23 protein-coding genes and 1 tRNA gene are annotated in these 21,802 nt (G+C 49.0%); 2 read left to right on the forward strand and 22 right to left on the reverse strand.

What is annotated here, in order from left to right:
* Positions 1-259 precede the first annotated feature (259 nt).
* The 6 genes from opp4A to rpsF all read right to left on the reverse strand — a co-directional run bounded on the left by opp4A (position 260) and on the right by rpsF (position 6,152).
* Complete coding sequence (gene opp4A, locus KDC22_RS33115; RefSeq protein WP_211721696.1) at positions 260-1,981, reverse strand: oligopeptide ABC transporter substrate-binding protein; 1,722 nt, start codon at positions 1,979-1,981, stop codon at positions 260-262.
* A gap of 230 nt (positions 1,982-2,211) precedes the next feature.
* A complete protein-coding gene (locus tag KDC22_RS33120; protein WP_211721697.1) occupies positions 2,212-4,173 on the reverse strand; it encodes an endonuclease MutS2 in 1,962 nt (653 codons plus the stop codon).
* 465 nt (positions 4,174-4,638) lie between these two features.
* Positions 4,639-4,881 (reverse strand): VOC family protein, encoded by a 243-nt coding sequence (locus tag KDC22_RS33125; RefSeq protein WP_211721698.1) that lies wholly within the window; start codon positions 4,879-4,881, stop codon positions 4,639-4,641.
* 126 nt (positions 4,882-5,007) lie between these two features.
* A complete protein-coding gene (rpsR, locus tag KDC22_RS33130) occupies positions 5,008-5,280 on the reverse strand; it encodes a 30S ribosomal protein S18 (protein WP_036699837.1) in 273 nt (90 codons plus the stop codon).
* Between the two features lie 21 nt (positions 5,281-5,301).
* Positions 5,302-5,817: a single-stranded DNA-binding protein gene (gene ssb, locus KDC22_RS33135; RefSeq protein ID WP_173134671.1), complete on the reverse strand. Its 516-nt coding sequence runs from the start codon at positions 5,815-5,817 to the stop codon at positions 5,302-5,304.
* A 50-nt stretch (positions 5,818-5,867) separates the two neighbouring features.
* Positions 5,868-6,152 carry a 30S ribosomal protein S6 gene (gene rpsF, locus KDC22_RS33140; RefSeq protein WP_036699842.1) on the reverse strand — a complete coding sequence of 95 codons (285 nt, stop codon included), beginning with the start codon at positions 6,150-6,152 and terminating at the stop codon, positions 5,868-5,870.
* 247 nt (positions 6,153-6,399) lie between these two features.
* On the opposite strand from rpsF, the gene KDC22_RS33145 reads away from it, so the two are divergent.
* The gene (locus KDC22_RS33145) at positions 6,400-6,597 is read left to right on the forward strand and encodes a YjzC family protein (protein WP_173134674.1); all 198 of its coding nucleotides are present in this window, start codon (positions 6,400-6,402) and stop codon (positions 6,595-6,597) included.
* A 371-nt stretch (positions 6,598-6,968) separates the two neighbouring features.
* Here KDC22_RS33145 and KDC22_RS33150 read toward each other — a convergent pair.
* The 4 genes from KDC22_RS33150 to KDC22_RS33165 all read right to left on the reverse strand — a co-directional run bounded on the left by KDC22_RS33150 (position 6,969) and on the right by KDC22_RS33165 (position 8,651).
* Positions 6,969-7,059: transfer RNA gene (locus tag KDC22_RS33150), tRNA-Ser, on the reverse strand.
* A gap of 77 nt (positions 7,060-7,136) precedes the next feature.
* The gene (locus tag KDC22_RS33155; protein WP_173134677.1) at positions 7,137-7,349 is read right to left on the reverse strand and encodes a DUF951 domain-containing protein; all 213 of its coding nucleotides are present in this window, start codon (positions 7,347-7,349) and stop codon (positions 7,137-7,139) included.
* A complete protein-coding gene (locus tag KDC22_RS33160; protein WP_211721699.1) occupies positions 7,349-8,383 on the reverse strand; it encodes a mechanosensitive ion channel domain-containing protein in 1,035 nt (344 codons plus the stop codon). Before KDC22_RS33160 ends, KDC22_RS33155 begins: the two co-directional genes overlap by 1 nt.
* On the reverse strand, positions 8,376-8,651 hold the full coding sequence (locus tag KDC22_RS33165; protein WP_211721700.1) for a putative Se/S carrier protein: 276 nt from the start codon (positions 8,649-8,651) through the stop codon (positions 8,376-8,378). The genes KDC22_RS33160 and KDC22_RS33165 overlap by 8 nt, the downstream gene beginning before the upstream one ends.
* A gap of 200 nt (positions 8,652-8,851) precedes the next feature.
* On the opposite strand from KDC22_RS33165, the gene yyaC reads away from it, so the two are divergent.
* Positions 8,852-9,460, forward strand: a complete 609-nt coding sequence (gene yyaC / locus KDC22_RS33170) for a spore protease YyaC (protein ID WP_211721701.1) — start codon at positions 8,852-8,854, stop codon at positions 9,458-9,460.
* Here yyaC and KDC22_RS33175 read toward each other — a convergent pair.
* From KDC22_RS33175 to rpmH, 12 genes are all read right to left on the reverse strand, one after another.
* A complete protein-coding gene (locus tag KDC22_RS33175; RefSeq protein ID WP_173134690.1) occupies positions 9,432-9,932 on the reverse strand; it encodes a DUF4446 family protein in 501 nt (166 codons plus the stop codon). The two genes, yyaC and KDC22_RS33175, sit on opposite strands and share 29 nt — an antisense overlap.
* A 172-nt stretch (positions 9,933-10,104) precedes the next feature.
* Complete coding sequence (locus KDC22_RS33180; protein WP_211721702.1) at positions 10,105-11,268, reverse strand: aminotransferase class V-fold PLP-dependent enzyme; 1,164 nt, start codon at positions 11,266-11,268, stop codon at positions 10,105-10,107.
* Between the two features lie 93 nt (positions 11,269-11,361).
* The gene (locus KDC22_RS33185; protein WP_173134693.1) at positions 11,362-12,204 is read right to left on the reverse strand and encodes a ParB/RepB/Spo0J family partition protein; all 843 of its coding nucleotides are present in this window, start codon (positions 12,202-12,204) and stop codon (positions 11,362-11,364) included.
* On the reverse strand, positions 12,197-12,958 hold the full coding sequence (locus tag KDC22_RS33190; protein WP_173134694.1) for a ParA family protein: 762 nt from the start codon (positions 12,956-12,958) through the stop codon (positions 12,197-12,199). The genes KDC22_RS33185 and KDC22_RS33190 overlap by 8 nt, the downstream gene beginning before the upstream one ends.
* 206 nt (positions 12,959-13,164) lie before the next feature.
* Positions 13,165-13,980, reverse strand: a complete 816-nt coding sequence (gene noc, locus KDC22_RS33195) for a nucleoid occlusion protein (protein WP_173134695.1) — start codon at positions 13,978-13,980, stop codon at positions 13,165-13,167.
* 341 nt (positions 13,981-14,321) lie between these two features.
* Positions 14,322-15,044 (reverse strand): 16S rRNA (guanine(527)-N(7))-methyltransferase RsmG, encoded by a 723-nt coding sequence (gene rsmG / locus KDC22_RS33200; protein ID WP_211721703.1) that lies wholly within the window; start codon positions 15,042-15,044, stop codon positions 14,322-14,324.
* A 3-nt stretch (positions 15,045-15,047) separates the two neighbouring features.
* On the reverse strand, positions 15,048-16,934 hold the full coding sequence (gene mnmG / locus KDC22_RS33205) for a tRNA uridine-5-carboxymethylaminomethyl(34) synthesis enzyme MnmG (protein ID WP_211721704.1): 1,887 nt from the start codon (positions 16,932-16,934) through the stop codon (positions 15,048-15,050).
* A 16-nt stretch (positions 16,935-16,950) separates the two neighbouring features.
* The gene (mnmE, locus tag KDC22_RS33210; protein WP_211721705.1) at positions 16,951-18,327 is read right to left on the reverse strand and encodes a tRNA uridine-5-carboxymethylaminomethyl(34) synthesis GTPase MnmE; all 1,377 of its coding nucleotides are present in this window, start codon (positions 18,325-18,327) and stop codon (positions 16,951-16,953) included.
* Positions 18,328-18,439: 112 nt separating this feature from the next.
* On the reverse strand, positions 18,440-19,174 hold the full coding sequence (gene jag / locus KDC22_RS33215) for an RNA-binding cell elongation regulator Jag/EloR (protein ID WP_173134703.1): 735 nt from the start codon (positions 19,172-19,174) through the stop codon (positions 18,440-18,442).
* A complete protein-coding gene (locus KDC22_RS33220) occupies positions 19,171-20,094 on the reverse strand; it encodes a YidC/Oxa1 family membrane protein insertase (protein WP_173134705.1) in 924 nt (307 codons plus the stop codon). Before KDC22_RS33220 ends, jag begins: the two co-directional genes overlap by 4 nt.
* Before the next feature lie 87 nt (positions 20,095-20,181).
* Positions 20,182-20,532, reverse strand: coding sequence for a ribonuclease P protein component (rnpA, locus tag KDC22_RS33225; RefSeq protein WP_173134708.1), 351 nt, complete (start codon positions 20,530-20,532; stop codon positions 20,182-20,184).
* 395 nt (positions 20,533-20,927) lie between these two features.
* Positions 20,928-21,062 carry a 50S ribosomal protein L34 gene (gene rpmH / locus KDC22_RS33230; RefSeq protein WP_039295761.1) on the reverse strand — a complete coding sequence of 45 codons (135 nt, stop codon included), beginning with the start codon at positions 21,060-21,062 and terminating at the stop codon, positions 20,928-20,930.
* Positions 21,063-21,802: the final 740 nt, after the last annotated feature.

Here is a 21,802-nt window from a genome sequence, read left to right on the forward strand (position 1 = left end):
CCCCTTTCCGGGATTCGGGTCGTTCTAATTTTAGAATAAACATGGTAAACGGCTTTGACACATAAACAATATTTCTATTGTAATCACTTCACAACTAAAAAGAAACAACAAATAACGACAACTTCAGCCTCTTTGCTGCTTATATTCCATAAAGTATATGACGCAGCAAACTCCGTTTTGATTCTTATTTTCGCAAAAAAATAAAATAGGGCAGTCTGCGCTGCAAGCCGAACGCTGCAGATCAGACCACCCTAAGGGGTTATTGATTATCCTTAATCCACCAGTTCTGCGGGTCCCGGATATTGCTTATGGCGTTCATCGTCACACCCTGGACACGCTTATTCACGGCGGTGATATTGGACCGTTCCGAGAAAAAGATCATCGGAACCTCATCATTAATCAGCTTCTGCCATTCATAATAGACCTCTGTGCGGAAATCCTTGTCGTAGGCTCTCAGGCTTACTCCGTCACGAATCAGTTCCTCGCTGAGCTTCGACGTCCACCGGGGATAATTCCACGAATCCGTCGCCCGCCATAACCCCGAAGGATCAGGGTCGCTGGCCAGTCCCCAGACCCCGTTAAACAGCTCTACTGACGGATCATCGGACTCCACTGCTTCATAGAAGGTGTTCAGCTCCTTCAGGCTTCCTCCGTTCAGCCGAACATCCAGTCCCACATCACGCCAGTTCTGCAGAATGGCTGCTGTTCGCGCTTCGGCGGTTTTGCTTCCGCTCATAGCATCATAATGAATGATGAACTTCTTGCCGCCCGGATCCTCCCGGAGTCCGTCCCCGTCCCTGTCGAGATATCCCGCTTCATCCAGGAGCTGCATGGCCTTCTCCGGAAGATACGGATAGGTATCAATCTCCCCGTCCTCGATCTTAGCCCAGCTTGAGCTGGGAACAGGCGTCTCGATAAGCGTTCCGAGACCGTAGGAGTATTCATCAATAATTCCCTGCCGGTCAAGCGCATAATACATCGCTTTGCGGAGCCTTTTATCCCGGAATTTGGGATTATCCATGACCACCTGATTGCTTGCTTCATCCCAGTGCCCGAACTTGAATCCGATATATTCATAAGTCAGCCCCGGCGTCACCTGGATCTCAACATTATCCAGCTGTCTGGCAGCCGGGTAGGCATCACGCGGCACAGTGACGATATCTATGCTGCCCGCTTCAAGCTGAGCCGTGATATCCTTGCTGTCGATGGTCTGGTACGTTACCCCGTCGAGCAGAGCTTTGCCCTTATAATAATCATCGAATCTTGTCATCTCGACACGCTGGCCCGGCACAATGCTGGTTACCATGAACGGGCCGATCCCGATCGGCTGCTTGCGTACCTGGTCACTGTTCATCATGTCTTTGACGGCGACACCCTCGAAGTACCTCTTGTTCATCGGGTAAGCCCACAGATTATCAATCACGTTCACCCGTGCGGCATTCATTGTAATGCGCAGCGTATAAGGGTCCATCACCTTAATCCCTGTGATTTCCTTCGCCAGACCCTGATGATAGGCTTCTGCGCCCTTAATCATCTCAACACTGTAATATCTGGAACCCGTATAATCCGGGCTGGCAATCGTCTCAAGGGCAAATTTCCAATCCTCAACCGTCAATTCATCGCCGTTATGCCAGCGGACCCCGGGCTTGATCGTGAAGGTAAATACCGTATGATTGTCAGATTCCTGCCAGCTCGCGATATTAGGAGCCGTGGTCAAGTCATCATTCACCGTAAACATAGCTTCAGTGGTGAATTCCAGTACATTCGAATCATCTTCCCCTTCAAAAAAAGCCGGTTCAAAAATCCCCTGAAAAGCTGACGGGTAGCCGTAAATCACAGTCCCGCCTGTAATGGGTTCATCGGCGGTTTGGCTTAAGCGCGCCACAACATTCTGGACGGCCGGGCTTGACCCGCTGCATGCCGACAATGCCACCACGAGTACAAGCGGTAGCATTAGTCTGCCGATGAGTTGGTTTGACATATATTTCTTCCCTCCCGGGTTGGATCACACAGTAATGTAAGCGGTTTCTACACTAGATTTTACTGTAATGCCTATTATGCAGATTATGGACAAATAAATATTCCACATTATAGAGGATAACCAATATTGGCTGCAAAGTGAAGCCCTTTATTTATTTTTGCAGTGCCAGCATCGCTTTATATTTGACAAAAAGCCTGCCCTGACGGGCAGACTCCGGTGATCACAACACCTTATTTTTCCTCCCCGGGATGGATGATGCTCAGCCCCTCGACATGCTTTTTCCGCATCAGCTTACGCTTCTTGCGCGTCTCCTTGCTCTCGAAGATAATATCAAAATCATAATCCTCCGGATATAGCTCCTCCTTGGACAGATATGGCTTCAGCCGTTTATGGTTAATGATCATTTTCTGCTTCTGGATCATCACTCCGACCCTTCCCAGGCTGTCCTTCTTCTCATAGACGATGCCGGTACGCCCCAGAGAGCTGACATAGACGGCATCCCCTACCTCAAATTCAGGTTTCAGAGCCGTTGGCTCCTGCACCGCAGCGGCACCCTCTTCTCCACCAGCCATATCGTCAGCTCCTGCACTTGCCCGGGCCTCAGCAGCTTTACCCCTCTGTGCTTCTTGCAAAGTGTCCTTCCAAGGGCTGTGGCTGCCTCTGTGACCCTGCTGCACTGTAACGAGCTCCCTGGCACGCTCAATTACAGACGGGACTATCCCCAGCTTCGCAGCGATCTGTAAGGCATAACTCTCGCCCGCTTCGCCAATCGTCAACCGGTACAGCGGCTGCAGAGTGTTCTTGTCGAACTCCATGCGCGCATTCTCGAAGCCTGACGTCGCAGCTGCGAAGGCCTTCAGCTCATTGAAGTGGGTCGTTACCACGATATTGGCCCCCTTCCGGTTCAGCTCCTCCAGAATCGCGATGGACAGCGCGAACCCTTCACCGGGGTCTGTGCCCGCTGCCAGCTCATCAATTAGCAGCAGCACGCCTCTGCCGGCATCATAGAGCATTCCTTCAATACTCTTCATCTGTGCCGAGAAGGTACTCAGAGACTGTGTCAGACTCTGTCCGTCTCCGATTACGCTCATTACATTGGTGAAGACAGCGAAGTCACTGCCGGGGTCAACCGGCACCAGAAGGCCTGACTGTGCCATTAATACGAGTAGACCCAGTGTTTTGAGCACAACCGTCTTACCGCCCGTATTCGGCCCGGTTACGATCAGTGATTTGTACCCCTGGCCGAATTCCAGACTAACCGGCACCATATCCTTCAGCAGCGGGTGCCGGCCGCCGTTCATCCTCAGATAACCGCGTTCGTTCAGGGAGACCGGCATCGCATCTATAGCCCGGGCGTACTTTCCTTTGGCGAAAATAAAGTCATAAGTGCCTGTTACCTCGATATTTAGCCGTAAGGCGGCCTGCTCCTGCTCTAACAGCCCGGTCAGCATACTCAGGATAATTCCCTCCTCACGGGCTTCGTCGGCTGTCAGCAGCTCTATCTCCCCCTGAAGCGAGGCCACCTCCTCCGGCTCAACGAATACAGTCTGCCCGCTTGTAGACTGGTCCAGCACCGAGCCTTTGATTTGCTTGTGATACTCCCGCTTCACCGGAATCACATAACGGCCGCCGCGCATACTGACCAGGCTGTCCTGCAGAATGGATTTATGCCGGTTCATGATACTCTCCAGCTTCCTGTGCAGCCGCTCCTTGACGACCGCCAGCCGTTTACGCACCCGTTCCAGCCCTTTGCTGGCCTGGTCATCAATGACGCCCAGCCGGATACACCGTTCGATCTCTTCCCGGACAGCCCTCAGCTCCTGCAGAGAAGCGCCGTATGACGCAATGCGCGGAGCAATCTGCTCCTTGGAGGCCATGTACTTCCGTAATTGTCCGCAGCTGTTCAGGAACAGCGACACTGCGGTGAAATCCTGCTCATTGTACATATAACCGGTCCCCAGCAGTGACAGCACCCATTCAATCCCTTCCAGCGAAGGGATCGGCACGCTCGCCCCCCGTTCCAGTAGCTCCTTCGCTTCCTGCGCCTCTTCGAGCGCCCGGTGTATGGCCGGCAGATATACCATCGGTTCCAGCTCACTTACATATCTTCTTCCTTCATACGATACAGCGTGACGCATCAGCTCCTGCTTGATCGTCCCGTATTCCAAGGTATTCATACTCTGTACATTCACTGCTATTCCTCCCTTTATGTGCGGCCTTATCTTGAGGCCGAATGAATCCTAACGCAAAAAAAGGGCGAAGACCGCCACTACGGCAGTCTTCGCCCTCCTTCAGGTGCTATTCTTCTCTTAGGCTCCAGGATTCCCTTCCCTCCCCGGGATACTCCTGAACAACAGAAAAACCGTGCTGCAAAGAGCACGGTTCATCACAAAGAGAATAATAGCCGTAAAGAGGCCATCATGACGCTTCGCGTGTGTTCTTAACTAAATCATTCATTCCTGCAGCCCGTTATCTCCCCAGGTCAGGCATGTCACCGGGACATACTCTAACAAGACATGCTCATAGCGATAATCAGAACATGCTGCGGCTAACTGCCGGAACGATATGAAATTGCTTAGTTAAGAACGCTCACCAACATCAAAATTTCCCCTTTAGTTATAGGATACCTGTAATTTACTACATCTGGAATAGGATTGTCAATTGCCGGCAAAGCAATTCATTACCCATGTAATACCGTTTTTACCGTCAGCGACCTGTCCATGAAGTGCTCCGAAGAACGTTTTTTGCAGTTCGACCTTGACCTGCCCGCCCTCTGAGCTCAGTTTCTCATAAATCGCCCGCATCTCATCCTCATTGTCCAACCCCAGAATAACACTTACATTCTCTGTCTTGGCACCTTTGCCGTAATCATCGGAGAAATGAATCACTAGCTGATACATATATGTTGACAAAATAACCCCACATAGTGGGGCCTTAGCTTAGGTGTTTATTCAGGCGTTTTGCAGGGACTATCCCCACACCAAGACAAAAAGCAGCCGGCTTAGCCGGCTGCTTCAGAAAACGTCCTATTCCGTTGTGTAAGGCAGCAGCGCGATTTGACGCGAGCGTTTTACAGCAATAGTCAGAGCGCGTTGGTATTTTGCACTTGTACCAGTTACACGACGCGGCAAAATCTTTCCGCGTTCGCTGATGAACTTCTTAAGAAGCTCAGTGTCTTTATAGTCAATGTGAGTAATCTTGTTCACAGTGAAATAGCACACTTTTTTACGCTTGTTGCGTCCACCACGACGTGCCGGTCTTTTGTCGTTGTCCGCACCTTCTCTTGGTTTGAAAGCCATGTTCAGTTCAGTCCTTCCTTATTAAAATGGCAAATCATCGTCCGATATATCGATCGGTTTTCCATCGCCCGAAAAAGGATCTTGGGTATTGTTGTTACGCGAGAAATTATTGTTATTTCCATTTCCGCGAGCACTGTTCCCACCGTTACCGCCGCCACCTAAGGCTGGCTCTTCAGGCATACTTCCACCACTTGATGCATTTCCGCCTTCACGGCTCTGCGCGGATTCCAGGAAACGGACATTATCGGCAATAACTTCAGTAACGTATACACGTTTGCCTTCGTTATTCTCGTAATTCCGTACTTGGATGCGTCCTTCTACGGCTGCCAGTCGTCCTTTGCGCAAGTAATTGGCACAGGTCTCAGCCAGCTGTCTCCAGGTTACTACCGGGATAAAGTCCGCTTCGCGTTCACCGTTCTGGCCCGTAAAGTTGCGGTCTACGGCAAGCGTAAACTGCGTTACGGCAACACCAGCGGGAGTATAACGAAGTTCCGGGTCACGGGTCAACCGACCGATCAGAATGATACGGTTCAACAATTAGGTCCCCTCCTTAAAAGCGCGATTCGTTTACAAAGCTTGTCAATATCTTAGGCAACGTCGTTCGTAATGAGATAACGAATGACTTCGTCAGAAATCTTCATGATACGCTCAAGTTCAGTAACTACTGCAGGTTCTGCACTGAAGTTAACCAAAACAAAAACGCCATCACGATGTTTCTTGATCTCATACGCAAGACGGCGTTTACCTTGTACGTCGTGCTTTGTAATTTCTCCGCCGTTGGAGATGATGCCTTGGAATTTTTCGACTGCTGCTTGAACGGCTTCTTGTTCAATGTCAGGACGAATAATGTACATGACTTCATATTTGCGCATAATTTTCACCTCCTTATGGTCTGAGGCCCCTAATCAGGTCAGGAGCAAGGAACGAGCACAAACATAGACTCGCACCAAATCAATATACCAAATTATATAGATGAATGCAAGTCTTATTCAAGCATCCAGATGCTGGTGCTACAGAAAGATAATGCTCCCTGTTCCCCTCAAGCTGCCTGAGTAATCCCGGGTGGACGGGGCCACAATATAACAGCTTCATCATCTTACAACAGGAGGTATCCATACCATGGGCGAACAAACAGAATACGAAAAGGGCGACAAGGCCCCCAACCCGGGTGTCTACACTGAAGTAGGCGAAGCCCGCAGCTTCCATACCGAGATTCAGAATCCGAAACGGATCGAAATGGAGAAGGGCGACACTTTTCCCGAGACCTCCAACAAGAACCGTAAATGGAAAAAAGTCGAGAAGGCACGCGTCCATTAATTTAGTAAGGCAACAGGTATAAAACCATCCAGTCTGCACATACTATACCCAGGCAGTACAAAAGAGAGGTGTGGTTCCGTTGAACGTCGCAGACGAACACGATCACAGGGATTCTGAATCAGCAACTATCGTAACCCGGGACGAGTGAAGCTGGCCCGATAAAAAAGGCATCAGCTTTGGTATGACCCAATCACAGTAGTAGCTACAGACAGAGACTTCCGAACATCATTGATGTACTGCCTCTTGAAGAGAGACCTTAACTGGTCTCTCTTTTTGCATCCCGTATAAGGATGATAAGACGCTATATGACGCAACAAAAAAGCCTCCGTATCAGAACGGAGGGCTCGTAGTTAAGGATATAATTGCTGAAGTGGCGGAGAGGGTGGGATTCGAACCCACGCACGCTGTGACACGCCTAACTGATTTCGAGTCAGCCCCCTTGGGCCTCTTGGGTACCTCTCCGCAGCAAGAATTATTGTATCATGCCAGCATTACAATTGCAAGCTTATTGTACTAACGTTTCGCCTCCTGCGGCAAGCTTAATTATTCTCTGCTCCGCCCTCCGCTGAATGCAGAACCTTCTTCATATTCTTCTCGAATTTGGCCCGGGGAATGAGGACACTATGCTGACAGCCTGTACACTTAATCCGGATATCCATCCCCATACGGATGATCTCCATCTCGTTCGTTCCGCAGGGATGCTGCTTCTTCATCTGTACTATATCACCCAGCCCGAATACCTTGCGTTCCATCACTCTTCCCCCTCTTCTCCCTCTTGCGCAGCAGCCACCTGTCTTCTGGGGCCTGCCTCATGCTCCTCACGGGCTCTGCGGGCGTCATCTGCGAGTTCCTGCTCACGCAACGCTTGTGCCTCCCTTGCTTCTCTTTCCGCCTGCTCACGGGCCTCCTGCTCGGCCTTAGCCGCTTCCAGGGCACTCTGCTTCTCCAGCGCCTGCTTAATATCATTCTGAATCTCCCGTTCAGCCGCATCCCTGGCATTAGGCATACAATTCGCCGCTACCCGGATGACATACTCCGATGTGCTCATCGACTGGATTCCCAGAATGTTAGGATAGGCAATGACGCTTGAACTCCGCTCCTCGATTCCCTGAAGCGCCTCACCGATCAATGAGAGGGTAGCTTCAAGTCCCCGCTCTATTTTGACCGGAACATCGACTACTGCCAGTGCATTCGCCAGCGAATAATTCGTGACATTAACAATCGTGCCATTGGGAATGATATGTACCTCTCCCGTAGCGCTTAGCAGCCTTGTCGTTCTCAGGCCAATCATCTCCACCGTCCCCTTATAGGTTCCGCTCTGGATGACATCGCCGACTGCAAATTGATCCTCAAAAATGATAAAGAATCCGGTAATCACATCTTTGACCAAACTTTGCGCGCCGAACCCTATAGCCAGTCCGACAACTCCGGCCCCGGCGAGCAGCGGCTTCAGATCGAAGTTGAACTCCGACAGAACCAGCAGAATCATGGTGAAGTTACAGAAGAAGCTAACCACATTCTTCATCAGCCCGCCTACCGTGGAGAAACGGCGGTTATTCGCTAACATTCTCCCCCTCGTCTCCCGCTCCAGGGAACGGTCAATAACGCCCGAGACCACTCTGATAATCACCCGGGTCAGAATGAAGATCAGGAGAATCCGTATCCCCGCAAACAGCACGGCGGCCCACATATCCATATTGGTTATCCAGTCCCATATTCTATCCTTGAAGCGGACTGCATCCTTGAGGGCTTCTCCGCCAGTTGTTTCCAGTATCCAGTTATTCATCGAACCCCTCCTTCTCCTCCACCTCTACATAACCATCACCATGAGCGGCTTTGGCATAGATTCCGCGGATTTCTATATTCTGCTCTGACACAAGGACCCGTACCTCTTCCAGCGTATTCCGGTAGAATTGGATCGACATCGCACAGCCGGCAGTGATCTCCTTGGGTGTAGGAAATATATCAATTTCAATCTCCGCATATTCAAGCAGCATCTCAGCGCGCAGCGCCTGCTGGGTCGAATCAAAGGCTATCAACAATTCCTCCTCCAACTTCAGGCCGCCTCCTTCTGGGCTATTCGTCCTATCTATTGCTGCCATAGTATAAAAAACCACTCTTATCCATATACTAGGATCATCAGAAATCTCTTCCGCGGACTTAAACTTTGCGTGATCAGCAGCCTTGCTGCCAGCCTCTTCATCAGCTGATCTTTCCCGTAATTCGCAGTCGCCGCCTCAGAAAGGACGATTATATGAATTTATCTTCTAAAGCTCCGTCATTGCCAGAGCCATCCTGTTTAAAAATATCACATGCTGATCCCAATATCTATTCTGCTATTACCCATCGGCTGCTTTTTCACATTTCAAGGACCCGTCCCGATACGCCCATTGTGATTATCTGCGTGGGAACGGACCGCTCTACCGGCGATTCACTCGGCCCGCTGGTCGGCACTACCCTGGCCCGCTTTCACAGCCCACTGTTCCATCTTTATGGAACGCTGGAAGATCCGGTACATGCCATTAACCTGGAAGAGACCCTCTCCCTCGTGTATGAGAAGCACCATAACCCGTTCATCATCGCCATTGATGCCTGTCTGGGCCAATCCACCAGTGTCGGCTGCATTCAAGTCGTTGAAGGGCCTCTGCGGCCGGGCGCGGGGGTCAATAAGCAGCTTCCGCCGGTTGGGGATATCCATTTGACGGGTATTGTAAATGTCGGGGGATTCATGGAATACTTCGTATTACAGAACACAAGATTAAGCCTTGTGATGCGATTGTCGGATATCATTGCCTCCAGCCTCTACTCTGCCTTGAAGCAATGGAATCTTCACTCTAAATCTGCTGCAACGCGAGAGCAATAACTTCCTTCTCCTCCGGAGACAGCGGGTATGGCGACTCCCCTTTTTCAAGGGGCTTGGCATAGATATATGAGTTCTCGCGGTTGTGCAGACTGCTCAGTACAATTCCGCTATGGTTGTCATCCAGTATGGCAAGCGAGAAGCTCAGGTCATTGCCGCGCTCTCCAAAAGCATTATAGCGCTTAATCGCCACCTTCGATTTCATGCCGCGCATTTTGGCGTGTGCCGCTTCAATAAGTACCTTCTGCTCCTGCTGCGCTTCCTCCAGCATATCTCCCTGATTCTTCAGATTGACCAGAAGACTCTCCAGATCCTCTATGCCATTGCCGCTCATCATCGCTTCATATTTCCGCCGCATTTTGCGAAGCCTTGCTCCCTGGACAATAATCATCACCGCCATCAGCACGATTACCACAGCAAACCCCATGATGAACAATGATAATTGTTCACTTATGATTTCATTTAGTTCCGACATTATGGATCATCCTTTATACAAATATAAGAATTCGTTGGTTTTCACATGATATATAAGACGCACTTAAGATTGAACTTGAAGCTTCATCGTCACTGCGGTGAACATTTGGACTTTCGGCCGCTCCGCTTCTTTTGCTTTTTGTTTATTTCTTTAGCACTTCTTATATAGCTTGTTATTTTGCACGTAATACGCCGAACATCTCCTTCACGGCCGTTACCAGCCTATCCACATCCGCTTCCGTTGAACTCACTCCGACACTGGCTCTTACCGCCCCGCTATCCAAGGTATCTGCAGCTTTGTGAGCCAGCGGCGTACAATGCATACCGGCACGCACGGCAATATTATATTCGCGGTCCAGGCGATGCGCAATATGGGCTGATTCTTGTCCTTCAATAGTAAAAGCGACAATTCCGCTGCGCTGAGCACCCGGCGCCGGGCCGAGAATCCGAATGGCCGGAACAGCAGCTAGTCCCTCCATCAGCAGCTGTGTGAGCTTCCATTCCTGCTTATGAATCTGTTCTATTCCCAGAGCCTTGACTGCCTTCACGCCAGCCAGTAATCCGGCTATCCCCACTGCATTCTGTGTCCCCGCCTCATAACGATCCGGACGTACACTTGGCTGATCACTGTTCTCTGACTGGCTGCCCGTCCCTCCATGCATTAGAGGCTCCAGATCCAGCGCGGGAGATATATACAGACCACCGGTCCCTTGCGGTCCCAGCAGCCCTTTGTGTCCCGGAAATGCCAGCAGATCAATATTCATTGCGGACACATCAATATCCAGCGCCCCGGCACTCTGCGCAGCATCGACCAGAAATACTGCCCCATGCGATTTCACAATATCACCGATATCCCCAATGGGCAGAATACTTCCAAGGAGATTGGAGCTATGGTTGCAGATCACCATCCGGGTGTTATGCCGTAGAGAACGCTGAAGCTCCTGTAGATCGAGTTGACCCTCAGGGCTTACCTGTACATAATCTACTTCAATCCCGATCGTCCGGCGCAAATATTCCAAAGGTCTGCGTACAGAATTATGCTCCGTCATCGTGGAGATGACATGATCCCCTGGTTGAAGTGTACCCTTAATAGCCATATTTAGCCCCATAGTAGTGTTATGAGTAAAGGCAATATCCTGGGCATTAGATACACCGAACAGCTCTGCCAGCAACGCCCGGGCTCGCACCAGTACCCTTCCCGTTCCAATAGCCAGCGAATGGTTGCCGCGTCCGGCATTTGCTCCTGACTGCTGCAAGGCTTCCATCATCGCTGCCGCCACCTCAGGCGGCTTAGGCCATGAAGTAGCTGCATGATCGAGATATACCAGCCTGTCCATTTCTCCACCTCCGTTTTTCCGGTTTAAAAAACATATCCCTCCATATCCGTATTAAGGATATCTCAGGATATGTTTTCGGCACAAACATCCACATCAGTTCCCCAGCAGCTCCAGTAATCTTTCCAGGTCTTGGGCACTGTAATAGTTTAATTCGATTTTCCCTTTTTCCTTGCCTTGTTTGATCTTGACCGTTGTCTTGAAGCGCTCCCGCAATACTTCCTCAACATTATCAATATAAGGATCACGTTTGACGACCTTTGCCTTGATTCCGTTAGCCGGTTTGCGGTCAAGATTCTTCACTACCTCTTCAAGCTCTCTAACACTCCATTGAAGCTCTACACACTGCTCAGCTAGTTGCTTGATCATCTCCGGGTCTTTCAGAGCGACAATCGCCCGGGCATGTCCCATTGAAATTGTTCCACGTGAAACATAATCCTTCACTTCCTCCGGCAAACTAAGCAGCCGCAAAAAGTTAGCGATATGTGATCTGGACTTTCCGACCTTAAGTGATAGCTCCTCCTGGGTCAGCGAGAATTGATCCATTAAGCCTTGATAGGCTACGGCGATTTCCATGGCGTTGAGATTCTCACGCTGCAGATTCTCTATCAGAGCTATCTCCATAACCTGCTGATCACTGAGACTGCGTACCACGGCTGGAATAGTAGCTTTACCACAATACTGCGATGCCCGGAATCTGCGTTCCCCGGCAATAATCTCATACCCTTTTAAGACACTACGAACAATGATTGGCTGAATTACCCCATGCTGTCTTATGGATTCTGCAAGCTCCTGGATAGCCTCTTCATTGAAGTCCTTCCGCGGCTGATAGGGATTGGCTCTCAGCTGCGTCAGCGGAATTTCAACCACCTTGTCATCCTCGTTTATCGACAGAGAAGGTATCAATGCATCCAAGCCTTTCCCCAAACGCTTACTCATAAGAGATCACTTCCTTTGCCAGCTCTAAATATACTTCCGCCCCTTTGGAACGGGAATCATAAGTGATAATGGATTGTCCGTGTGAAGGAGCTTCACTTAAGCGTACATTACGCGGGATAATCGTTCTGTATACCTTTTCCTGGAAATATTTCTTTACTTCTTCAATAACTTGAATCCCCAGATTGGTGCGGGCATCAAGCATGGTAAGCAATACGCCTTCTATTTTGAGATGCGGATTAAGATTCTTCTGGACCAGCCGTACGGTATTGAGAAGCTGGCTTAGTCCTTCAAGCGCATAGTATTCGCATTGGATAGGAATGATCACTGAATCTGCTGCTGTCAGAGAGTTAATGGTAAGAATGCCCAAGGATGGAGGACAATCAATGATAATATAATCATAGTTTGCCTTAACCGCATTCAGTGCCTTTTTCAGCTTCAGTTCTCTGGAAATCGTGGAGACAAGTTCGATCTCGGCTCCTGCCAGTTGAATGGTTGCCGGAATAATATGAAGACCTTCGATCCGGGTCTCCAATATCGTCTCCTGCGGGTCTACTTCATTAATTAGAATATCATAAATGCAATTTGCTACATCCGCTTTGTTGACGCCAACGCCGCTCGTAGTGTTGCCTTGGGGGTCAATATCAACGAGCAGCACTCTCTTCCCCAGAGTAGCCATACCGGCACCCAGGTTCACAGAGGTTGTTGTTTTACCGACCCCGCCTTTTTGATTTGCTATGGCAATAATCTTGGACACTTATTTCACCTCGAATTGTTTAGAAAGAATCATCTTGTAGTTCATAGCTGTTGACGGCATAATCATCTGGATCTACGGCATCACATTTGCGAAATGTTGACAAATATACATAAACTAATTCTTAGAATGTATGTGTGATAACGTTTGGGGCTGGTCATAGAAAAGGCGGCCAACACCTCAGGGCCGCCTTCAGCTTTTGAAACCATTTATCTTTTTGGAATTTGGATAACAATCTCATAATGATCGCCACGATCATTCTCGGAGGTTTTGATCTCCATGCCTGAACCGGTCACCATGTCTATAGATTGACGAATTGTATTAAGAGCGAGACGAACATCTTTGGTATAGGAGGTCCGTTTTGATTTTTTGGTCTGGGTAACGGCCTTATAGAAGGCGATACGTGCTTCCGTTTGCTTAACATTTAACTCTTTGGAGATGATTTCAGCCAGAACCTTAAGCTGCATCTCTTCGCTGTCCAGAGATAAGAGCGAACGTGCATGACGCTCCGTGATTTTTCTTTCCATCAATGCAGTCTTGACCTGCTCCGGCAAATTCAGCAAGCGGATTTTGTTGGCTATCGTGGATTGGCTTTTGCCAAGCCGCTGTGCAAGACTTTCCTGGGTCAATTGATGTAGATCAATGAGCTTCTGATAGGCAATGGCTTCTTCTATAGAAGTTAAGCCCTCACGCTGCAGATTCTCAATCAGTGCAATGGAAGCTGCCTGTGAATCATTGAACTCCCGGACAAGCGCTGGAATCGTCTCCATGCCCAGCTTCTTGACCGCCCGCCAGCGTCTCTCACCTGCAATAATCTCATACTGGGAATCACGCATACGCACAACGATCGGCTGGATAACTCCATGAGTTTTGATAGTCTGACATAACTCATCTATCTTGTCATCATCAAAAATGGTCCGCGGCTGATACGGGCTGCTGATGACCTCATGAACCGGGATTTGTTTGATCTCTTCTCCGCTGCTCCGCTCGGTAAATCCAAAAAGCTTGGTGAATTGTTCTTTCATTCCGTTCATAACCACCTAATTTCGTTATAGTACGATCCTCATAAACCTTTCCTGCGAAAAGCTAATCGTACAGCGTAAGAAAGTATATCCAGTATTGATACAAACGATATACCCGGTTGTTGGCCTTAACGGCCATTCATATCTATTGAAAGTCTTACTATAGTATTCTATCACTTTTCTGCTAATAATCCTATTCTCCATAGTGACCTATTTTTCCTGCATTTCATCTTATATAGAGGAATCTATCCGGTGAGAATGATAACAAAAAAAAGATCAAGCTCATATTAGCATGAGCTTGATCTTAAACCTAACGCTGCCAATTCTTTGTTTCACGTGAAACATTAGATCAGCGGCGATTTGGCAGGAACACCTGGTTTGCGCGGATATTTGGAGGGTGTTGCTCCAGTTTTACGAACGAGAATAATGTGGCGGGAAGATTCTTCCACCGGCAGGCTAAAGGATTCAACCTTATGCAGTTCTGCACGCAGTTCCTTGAAGCTGCGTTTGGCCTCTGCCAATTCCTCAGTCGGGTCGCTGCCCTTCATCGCGGCGAAGATTCCATCTTTCTTGGTGAACGGCAGACAAAATTCATTTAAGAGCGATAGGCGTGCAACTGCACGGGCAGTTACAACATCATAAGCATCACGATGAACAAACTGTCTGGCCACATCCTCTGCCCGGCCATGAATAAGCTGTACACCGGTCAACCCCAGGGTATCACATACATGCTGCAGGAATGAGATTCGTTTGCTAAGTGAATCCACAATCGTCAGCTTTAGGTGAGGGAAGCATATTTTCAGCGGGATTCCAGGGAATCCCGCCCCTGAACCAATATCGGCAAGACTCTTCGTCTCATCCATATTAATGTAGAAAGCCAAGGACAAAGAATCGTAGAAATGCTTCGTATAGACTTGGCTCCGCTCTGTTATCCCCGTTAGATTCATCTTCTCATTCCAGGAGATCAGTTCCTGAAAATATAGTTCAAATTGTTCTAATTGCTTCGTTGAGAGCTGTAGTCCATGCTCCTTGAGCAGAGCAGTGAACTGGGCTGTCGTGTTATCCATAGATTATCCTTTCGCCGCTGTGACACGGTTGTAATGCTCCAAATATACCAACAAAATCGAAATATCCGCCGGTGTAACTCCCCCGATACGGGAAGCCTGGCCTATGGAGATTGGAGCGATTTTGGTCAGCTTTTGCCGGGCTTCCATCGCCAGTCCATGAATCTCGTTATAGTTGATATCCTCAGGAATCTTCTTCTTCTCCATCTTCTGCAGCTTCTCCACATGCAGGAGCTGTTTCTCGATATATCCGGCATACTTTATCTGAATCTCAACCTGTTCCTTCATATCTTCATCCAGTTCTTCCAGAGAAGGTGAGATCATATCTACGAAGCTATAGGCAATCTCCGGACGGCGCATCAGAGTCAGCAGATTGCTTCCGTCAACAATCGGTGCTGATCCATAACCGGCGAGAGCTTCATTCACCTGAACAGGCTTCACCTTCGTTTCCTGCAGGCGGATGATTTCGCGGTCCACCCGTTCTTTCTTATCGAGGAAGGCTTCATACCGTTGCGCTGGAATAAGTCCGATGTCGTATCCGATGGGAGTCAGGCGCAGATCCGCATTATCATGACGGAGCAGCAGACGGTATTCTGCACGTGAAGTCAGCAGACGGTAAGGCTCATTGGTTCCTTTGGTGACCAGATCATCAATCAGAACACCAATATAACCTTGCGAACGGTCAAGCACCACCGGTTCCTTCTCCTGTACTTTACGCGCGGCATTGATGCCGGCAATGATACCCTGTCCCGCAGCTTCCTCATATCCAGAGGTACCGTTGATCTGTCCCGCTGTGAATAGTCCAGGCAGACGTTTGGTTTCCAGAGACGGCCAGAGCTGTGTTGGAACCATCGCATCATATTCAATAGCATAGCCGTTGCGCATCATCTCTACCTTCTCCATACCCGGGATGGAACGCAGGATCGCCAGCTGTACATCCTCCGGAAGACTCGTAGACAGGCCTTGAACATAGTATTCCGATGTGTTTTTACCTTCCGGCTCCAGGAAGATCTGATGCTGTGATTTATCACTGAACCGGACGACCTTATCTTCGATGGATGGACAATAACGCGGACCTGTTCCTTCAATAATTCCGGTGAACATCGGTGCACGGTGCAGGTTGTCATTAATAATCTGGTGGGTGACCGGTGAGGTGTAGGTGAGCCAGCATGGCAGCTGTTCATTCTCCGATGATTTCGTTTCAAAAGAGAAAAATTTAAGCTTCTCATCCCCCGGCTGAATTTCCGTCTTGGAGAAGTCAATGGTATCCTTGTGTACCCGCGGCGGTGTTCCTGTCTTGAAGCGGACAAGATCGAATCCAAGCTCACGCAGATTCTCAGACAGCCGTACAGACGGCTGCTGATTATTCGGCCCGCTCTCATACGTCAGCTCACCCATAATCACTTTGCCGCGCAGATAAGTTCCGGTCGTCAGAATAACAGTCTTGCTGTGGTACGCCGTTCCGGTCTTCGTGACCACTCCGGCGCAGCGTCCGTCTTCAACAATCAGTTCCTCCACCATGCCCTGGCGCAGAGTCAGGTTAGGGGTCTTTTCCATCGTTTCTTTCATCGCATGCTGATAGAGGAACTTATCCGCTTGTGCACGCAATGCGTGCACAGCAGGTCCCTTGCCTGTATTAAGCATCCGCAGCTGAATGAATGTCTTATCTATATTGCGGCCCATTTCACCGCCCAGGGCATCAATTTCACGTACCACATGGCCCTTGGCGGGTCCGCCAATGGATGGATTACATGGCATGAAGGCCACCATATCCAGGTTAATTGTGATCATTAGTGTGCGGCAGCCCATCCGTGCAGCAGCCAGAGCCGCTTCGCAGCCGGCATGTCCGGCGCCAATGACGATAACATCATAGCTGCCTCCATCATAATTCATATCTGTTCCCTCCTTTTTATTTACCTAGACAGAATTGTGAGAAAATCTGATCCAGCAGAGAATCGGCAGCCGTATCTCCAATAATCTCCCCGAGCTGCTCCCAGGCCAGACGTACATCAATCTGTATCATATCTATAGGAATTAGCATCTCCGCCGCTTCATAGGCATCCTGCAGGGATCTATGCGCCTTCTTAAGCAGTGCTATATGTCTTACATTACTTACGTAAGTCAGATCACCCGATTCCAGCTTGCCTCCGAAAAAGAGTGCAGAGATCGCCTCTTCCAGCTTATCCAGTCCTTCCTCTTCCAGTACAGACATTGGGACAATACTGGCTTCATCAAAAAATGAGCGCAGCTTCCCCGTGTCCAGACGGGACGGTAAGTCCATTTTATTCATGATGACCAAGGCTTGTCTACCGTGGATTTGTTCCATAAGTGCCAATTCATCCTCATGAAGCTCATCATTTGCATTCAGCACCAGCAGAATCAGATCCGCATCGCTGAAGGCAGCCTTCGAGCGCTCCACACCGATTTTTTCCACCACATCCATCGTTTCACGGATTCCGGCAGTGTCCAGCAGCTTCAGCGGGATATTATTAATCGTTACATACTCTTCTATTACATCACGTGTTGTTCCCGGAATATCGGTTACAATCGCCTTGTTGTCACGGGCAAGCGCGTTAAGCAGTGAGGACTTGCCTACATTGGGCCGGCCCACAATCGCCGTGGTAATGCCTTCGCGCAGAATCTTTCCTTCATTGGCGGTTCGCAGCAGCTTATCAATGCCTGTCATTACTTCCCGGCTCTTATCCTTGATGAACTCGGACGTTAAGGATTCCACATCATGTTCGGGATAATCAATGTTCACTTCAATATGGGCCAGGGTCTCGATAAGGGTATGCCGAAGCTCATGAATACGTGCGGATAATGATCCGCTAACCTGCTTGAGCGCAACCGAGAATGCCCGGTCTGACTTGGAACGAATCAGGTCAATGACGGCCTCCGCCTGTGACAGATCGATCCGCCCGCCCAGAAAAGCGCGTTTGGTGAACTCCCCCGGCTCGGCCAGCCGGATATCCTGCTGCAGCAGCAGATCCATTACTCTTCTTACAGAGATCACACCGCCGTGGGCGCTAATCTCTACCACATCCTCCGTTGTAAACGAACGCGGTCCCTTCATTACCGTCACCAGTACTTCTTCGAGCTGTTCCCCGTCCAGCGGACTTACGATATGTCCATAATGTACCGTATGGGATTCAGCTTCCGTTAAGGGGGTCCGGCTTTTGAACAAGGGGGCCACCTGGCTGATCGCCTGCGGTCCGCTAACCCGGATGATGGCAATCCCCCCCTCACCCAGGGCCGTTGATACAGCAGCAATAGTGTCACTAAGCATGTTGTTATTCACCTCTGGCTTGATCTATGTCAACGTAATTTATTAATATCCTTATATTTCAAAAAAACAATGACTCCTCGCATAGGTCAAGGAGTCATTGCGGCATATGGTTCTACTTCAAAGTTATAACGACGCGGCGGTTCGGTTCTTCACCCTTGCTGAGAGTGTTAACCTGCCGGTGATCCTGTAATCTGGAATGAATAATCTTGCGTTCCTGCGGGGACATCGGTTCAAGGACAACCTCTTTACGGGTCCTCACCACACGCCCAGCCAGACGGTCAGCCAGTTCCTCGAGCGTCTTCTTGCGGCGTTCACGGAAGTTCTCCGCATCCAGCACAAGCCGGATGAAGCTGTCTGAGTAACGATTGGCCACAATATTAGCCAAATACTGCAGAGCATCGAGAGTTTGTCCTCTTCTGCCAATCAGCAGCCCCAGATCCGGACCGGATATTTGCAGAATAGTTGATTCCTTGGAATGAACGATTTCAACTTCCACCTCAAGCCCCATGCTCTTGGCGACATCTACAATGAACTGAACGGCCTGTCCGTAAGCTTCCTCCACCGGGTGTCCGGAATCCTGGCGCGGTACGCCGCTGATCGCCTCTATATGGCTCTCTCTGGTTGACTGCTGAGACAGTAGCGGAGCACTCGCCGCTGATGCCGGTGCGGCTTCAGAGATCAAGGTTAATTCTACCTTGGCTCCCTTCGCACCGATCAATCCAAGGAATCCTTTTGACGGCTGTTCAAGTACGTTGACCGTTACCCGGTCTTTGTGAACTCCAAGCTGGTTAAGTCCGCGTTCTACAGCTTCTTCAATGGTTTTCCCTGTTGCGACGACTTTGCTCATTTTGACTTTTTGACCCCCTTCTTCCCTTTGCTGCCGTTGGCTCTTGCATTAGGAGTAACATCTTTGCGGGCGTTAGAGTTGCTGTTCTTGCTCTTCGTCAGGTTCACTTCTTTGGCGCTTACAGCAGCACTGGAGGCAGCAATTGCCGCTTTGTGCTTATCATTGTTGCGGTACAAGAAGTAGTTCTGAATAATAGTGTACAGATTGCTATAGAACCAGTACAGCGGAAGTGCAGACGGGAAGTTGTAGGACATGATGAAGATCAGAACCGGATATACCATCATCATGAACTGCATTGGACCCTGCTGTTGTACCGGGTTCATTTTGGTCATCATACGGGTCTGGATGAATGTCGTAGCAGCTGCAAGAAGCGGCAGGATGAACAGATGATCGGGCTTGCCAAGCTGCAGCCACAGGAAGTCATGAAGTCTAAGATCCGGGTTGTAGTAGATTGAATTGTATAGTGCGATAAAGATCGGCATTTGCACGATCAGCGGCAGACAGCCCGCCATCGGATTAACCTTGTTCTCCTGGAACAGGCGCATCGTTTCCTGTTGTACCTTTTCAGGCTCATCTTTATATTTTTTCTTAATCTTCTCAAGTTCCGGCTGGATCGCCTGCATCGCACGTGAACTCTTCACTTGCTTCATTGTAAGCGGCAGAATCAGCGTACGGACAATGATAACCATTACAAGAACGGCTAATCCATACTGGCCATCAAACCACTTCGCGAAAGTATCCAGGGCAATGGCGAAATAATAGACTACATTACTCTGCCAGAAGCCTCCATTTTTCAAATCCTCCGTAGTGTGCGTCACTGTTGCCGCAGACGGAGAGCATCCCGACAGAACAGCGATCATTAGAACCATTAACCCGAGGAGAAGAAACATTTTTCCTCGCTTAGTCTTCATTAGAGACACTTCAAAACCCCTCTCATAAACATTCCATTGCACCGTAAATCATAACATAATTATGGATACAAATAAACAAGCCCTCTTCCGGCCCTTTTACTTGCGTAAAGCCTTTAGCAGCTTGGCTTTGCGCAGCACATGCAGCACACTTTTTTCAAGCTCGGCGTAATCCTTGGAAAGCGCTCCTTTTCTTACGATGAACACGATGTCCAGCCCCCCGGCAATTTCAGGCTCATGGTGGCGGACAATTTCCTTAACCAGCCGTCTCATCCGGTTGCGGACCACGGCGTTCCCGACCTTCTTGCTGACGGATATGCCTACACGGAAACGTTCCACCTCTCTTCTGGGGAACCAATACACCACATACTGATGATTCGCAAATGACTTCCCATGGCGGTATACGCGGCTGAAGTCGGCACGGTTTCGTAATCGTAAACTTTTGTGCACGGGAAAATCTCCTATTCAAATACCGGAATGTCTCCAGGCCCCGGTATTTCATCTTCTAATTAGTATAGTCATTCAAGGGATGCCATAAACGGCAGCTGTTACGGCCTTCGGGACACCCCGCTAAATGAAGTATAAATACTTATATTTAAAAAAAGCCCCGCAGTAGCGTTAACATCCCCTGCAGAGCCGATCATTTATCTTGTTGCAGCGGCAGATATAATGGCTGGTTGTCCGCTCACGGAGCAGCATCCAAATCTGCGCTATATATAGAAGAGAAGCAGAAACGGTTACGCCTTCTTCTATTAAAAAGACGGTCTCCGCTTCATTACATCCCTTATAGTTGAACAAATTCAGCGTAAAAAAGGACCACCGCAGTGGTCCCTAAGTGGCCTAACTTACGCACTCAAAACTTTTCTGCCTTTCAAGCGGCGGGCTGCCAGCACTTTGCGGCCGTTTTTCGTGCTCATTCTTTTGCGGAAACCATGCACCTTTTTGCGTTTGCTCACATTCGGTCTGAACGTCGGTCTCATGTATTGCACCTCCCTTACAGGAACTTAATTACTGTCATATAAGCAGAAACGGACTAAGCCGCCCTTAGAGTAGGGACAGTATCTACAAGTATTATCAATTAAATTTGGAGACATATCCTCACAGAAAACACCTTTATATATTTAAACACATAATCCGGGCAAAAGTCAACCTTGTTGGCTTCCTCCCTCTTTTTAAATTTCTCAGCCTCTGACCTTGACCTCTGAAATTTTATCCCCAGGCTGCACCCGGCCTTCAAAATGATCACTGAAACAGCTTATCCACACTCCGGCACCTCAAAAATAATAATCCACAGGCCCGGATAGTTATCCACCTGTGATTAAAAAGTGATGCAGGTTGCTCACAGGTGAGTACAACCTGTGTATAAAAATATCGGAGCAATTGCAGAATCTGTCGAACGGTAAACAAATTATCAACAATATGTAGTGGTGTGCCTAAAAATTATACACAAGTGATTGAATTTGTGGATAAAATGGCGTGGCTCATTGAAAAACAAGGGGCGTTTTGCTATGATAGTATTACTTTTGAATGTGAATAGATTTGATTGTTCAATATCTTATCAACAAGCTGTGGATAAAGTTGTGAACAATTCAAATTTATCCATATTTTTTTGTCTCTTGATCTTGCACATTGGGGATAAGATTCAGCACCAACCCATTTTCTTCGACATTTCCACTCATGGCTGATGCCACATTTGGAAGATTTAAAGGAGTGACAGTCT

Origin of the sequence: Paenibacillus tritici (assembly GCF_018207515.1) — a bacterium.
In the GTDB taxonomy this organism is placed as follows: domain Bacteria; phylum Bacillota; class Bacilli; order Paenibacillales; family Paenibacillaceae; genus Paenibacillus_AQ; species Paenibacillus_AQ tritici.

Excerpts from the sequence above, each read along its gene's own strand:
- KDC22_RS33180 (WP_211721702.1), bottom strand. The coding sequence starts at position 11,268 with ATGGACAGGCTGGTATATCTCGATCATGCAGCTACTTCATGGCCTAAG.
- mnmE (WP_211721705.1), bottom strand. The coding sequence starts at position 18,327 with ATGCTTAGTGACACTATTGCTGCTGTATCAACGGCCCTGGGTGAGGGG.
- rsmG (WP_211721703.1), bottom strand. The coding sequence starts at position 15,044 with ATGGATAACACGACAGCCCAGTTCACTGCTCTGCTCAAGGAGCATGGA.
- KDC22_RS33155 (WP_173134677.1), bottom strand. The coding sequence starts at position 7,349 with ATGGAACGCAAGGTATTCGGGCTGGGTGATATAGTACAGATGAAGAAG.
- KDC22_RS33185 (WP_173134693.1), bottom strand. The coding sequence starts at position 12,204 with ATGAGTAAGCGTTTGGGGAAAGGCTTGGATGCATTGATACCTTCTCTG.
- rpsF (WP_036699842.1), bottom strand. The coding sequence starts at position 6,152 with ATGCGCAAATATGAAGTCATGTACATTATTCGTCCTGACATTGAACAA.
- KDC22_RS33125 (WP_211721698.1), bottom strand. The coding sequence starts at position 4,881 with ATGTATCAGCTAGTGATTCATTTCTCCGATGATTACGGCAAAGGTGCC.
- opp4A (WP_211721696.1), bottom strand. The coding sequence starts at position 1,981 with ATGTCAAACCAACTCATCGGCAGACTAATGCTACCGCTTGTACTCGTG.
- yyaC (WP_211721701.1), top strand. The coding sequence starts at position 8,852 with ATGAATTTATCTTCTAAAGCTCCGTCATTGCCAGAGCCATCCTGTTTA.
- KDC22_RS33145 (WP_173134674.1), top strand. The coding sequence starts at position 6,400 with ATGGGCGAACAAACAGAATACGAAAAGGGCGACAAGGCCCCCAACCCG.
- rpsR (WP_036699837.1), bottom strand. The coding sequence starts at position 5,280 with ATGGCTTTCAAACCAAGAGAAGGTGCGGACAACGACAAAAGACCGGCA.
- noc (WP_173134695.1), bottom strand. The coding sequence starts at position 13,980 with ATGAAAGAACAATTCACCAAGCTTTTTGGATTTACCGAGCGGAGCAGC.
- rpmH (WP_039295761.1), bottom strand. The coding sequence starts at position 21,062 with ATGAGACCGACGTTCAGACCGAATGTGAGCAAACGCAAAAAGGTGCAT.
- jag (WP_173134703.1), bottom strand. The coding sequence starts at position 19,174 with ATGAGCAAAGTCGTCGCAACAGGGAAAACCATTGAAGAAGCTGTAGAA.
- KDC22_RS33160 (WP_211721699.1), bottom strand. The coding sequence starts at position 8,383 with ATGAATAACTGGATACTGGAAACAACTGGCGGAGAAGCCCTCAAGGAT.
- mnmG (WP_211721704.1), bottom strand. The coding sequence starts at position 16,934 with ATGAATTATGATGGAGGCAGCTATGATGTTATCGTCATTGGCGCCGGA.
- KDC22_RS33175 (WP_173134690.1), bottom strand. The coding sequence starts at position 9,932 with ATGTCGGAACTAAATGAAATCATAAGTGAACAATTATCATTGTTCATC.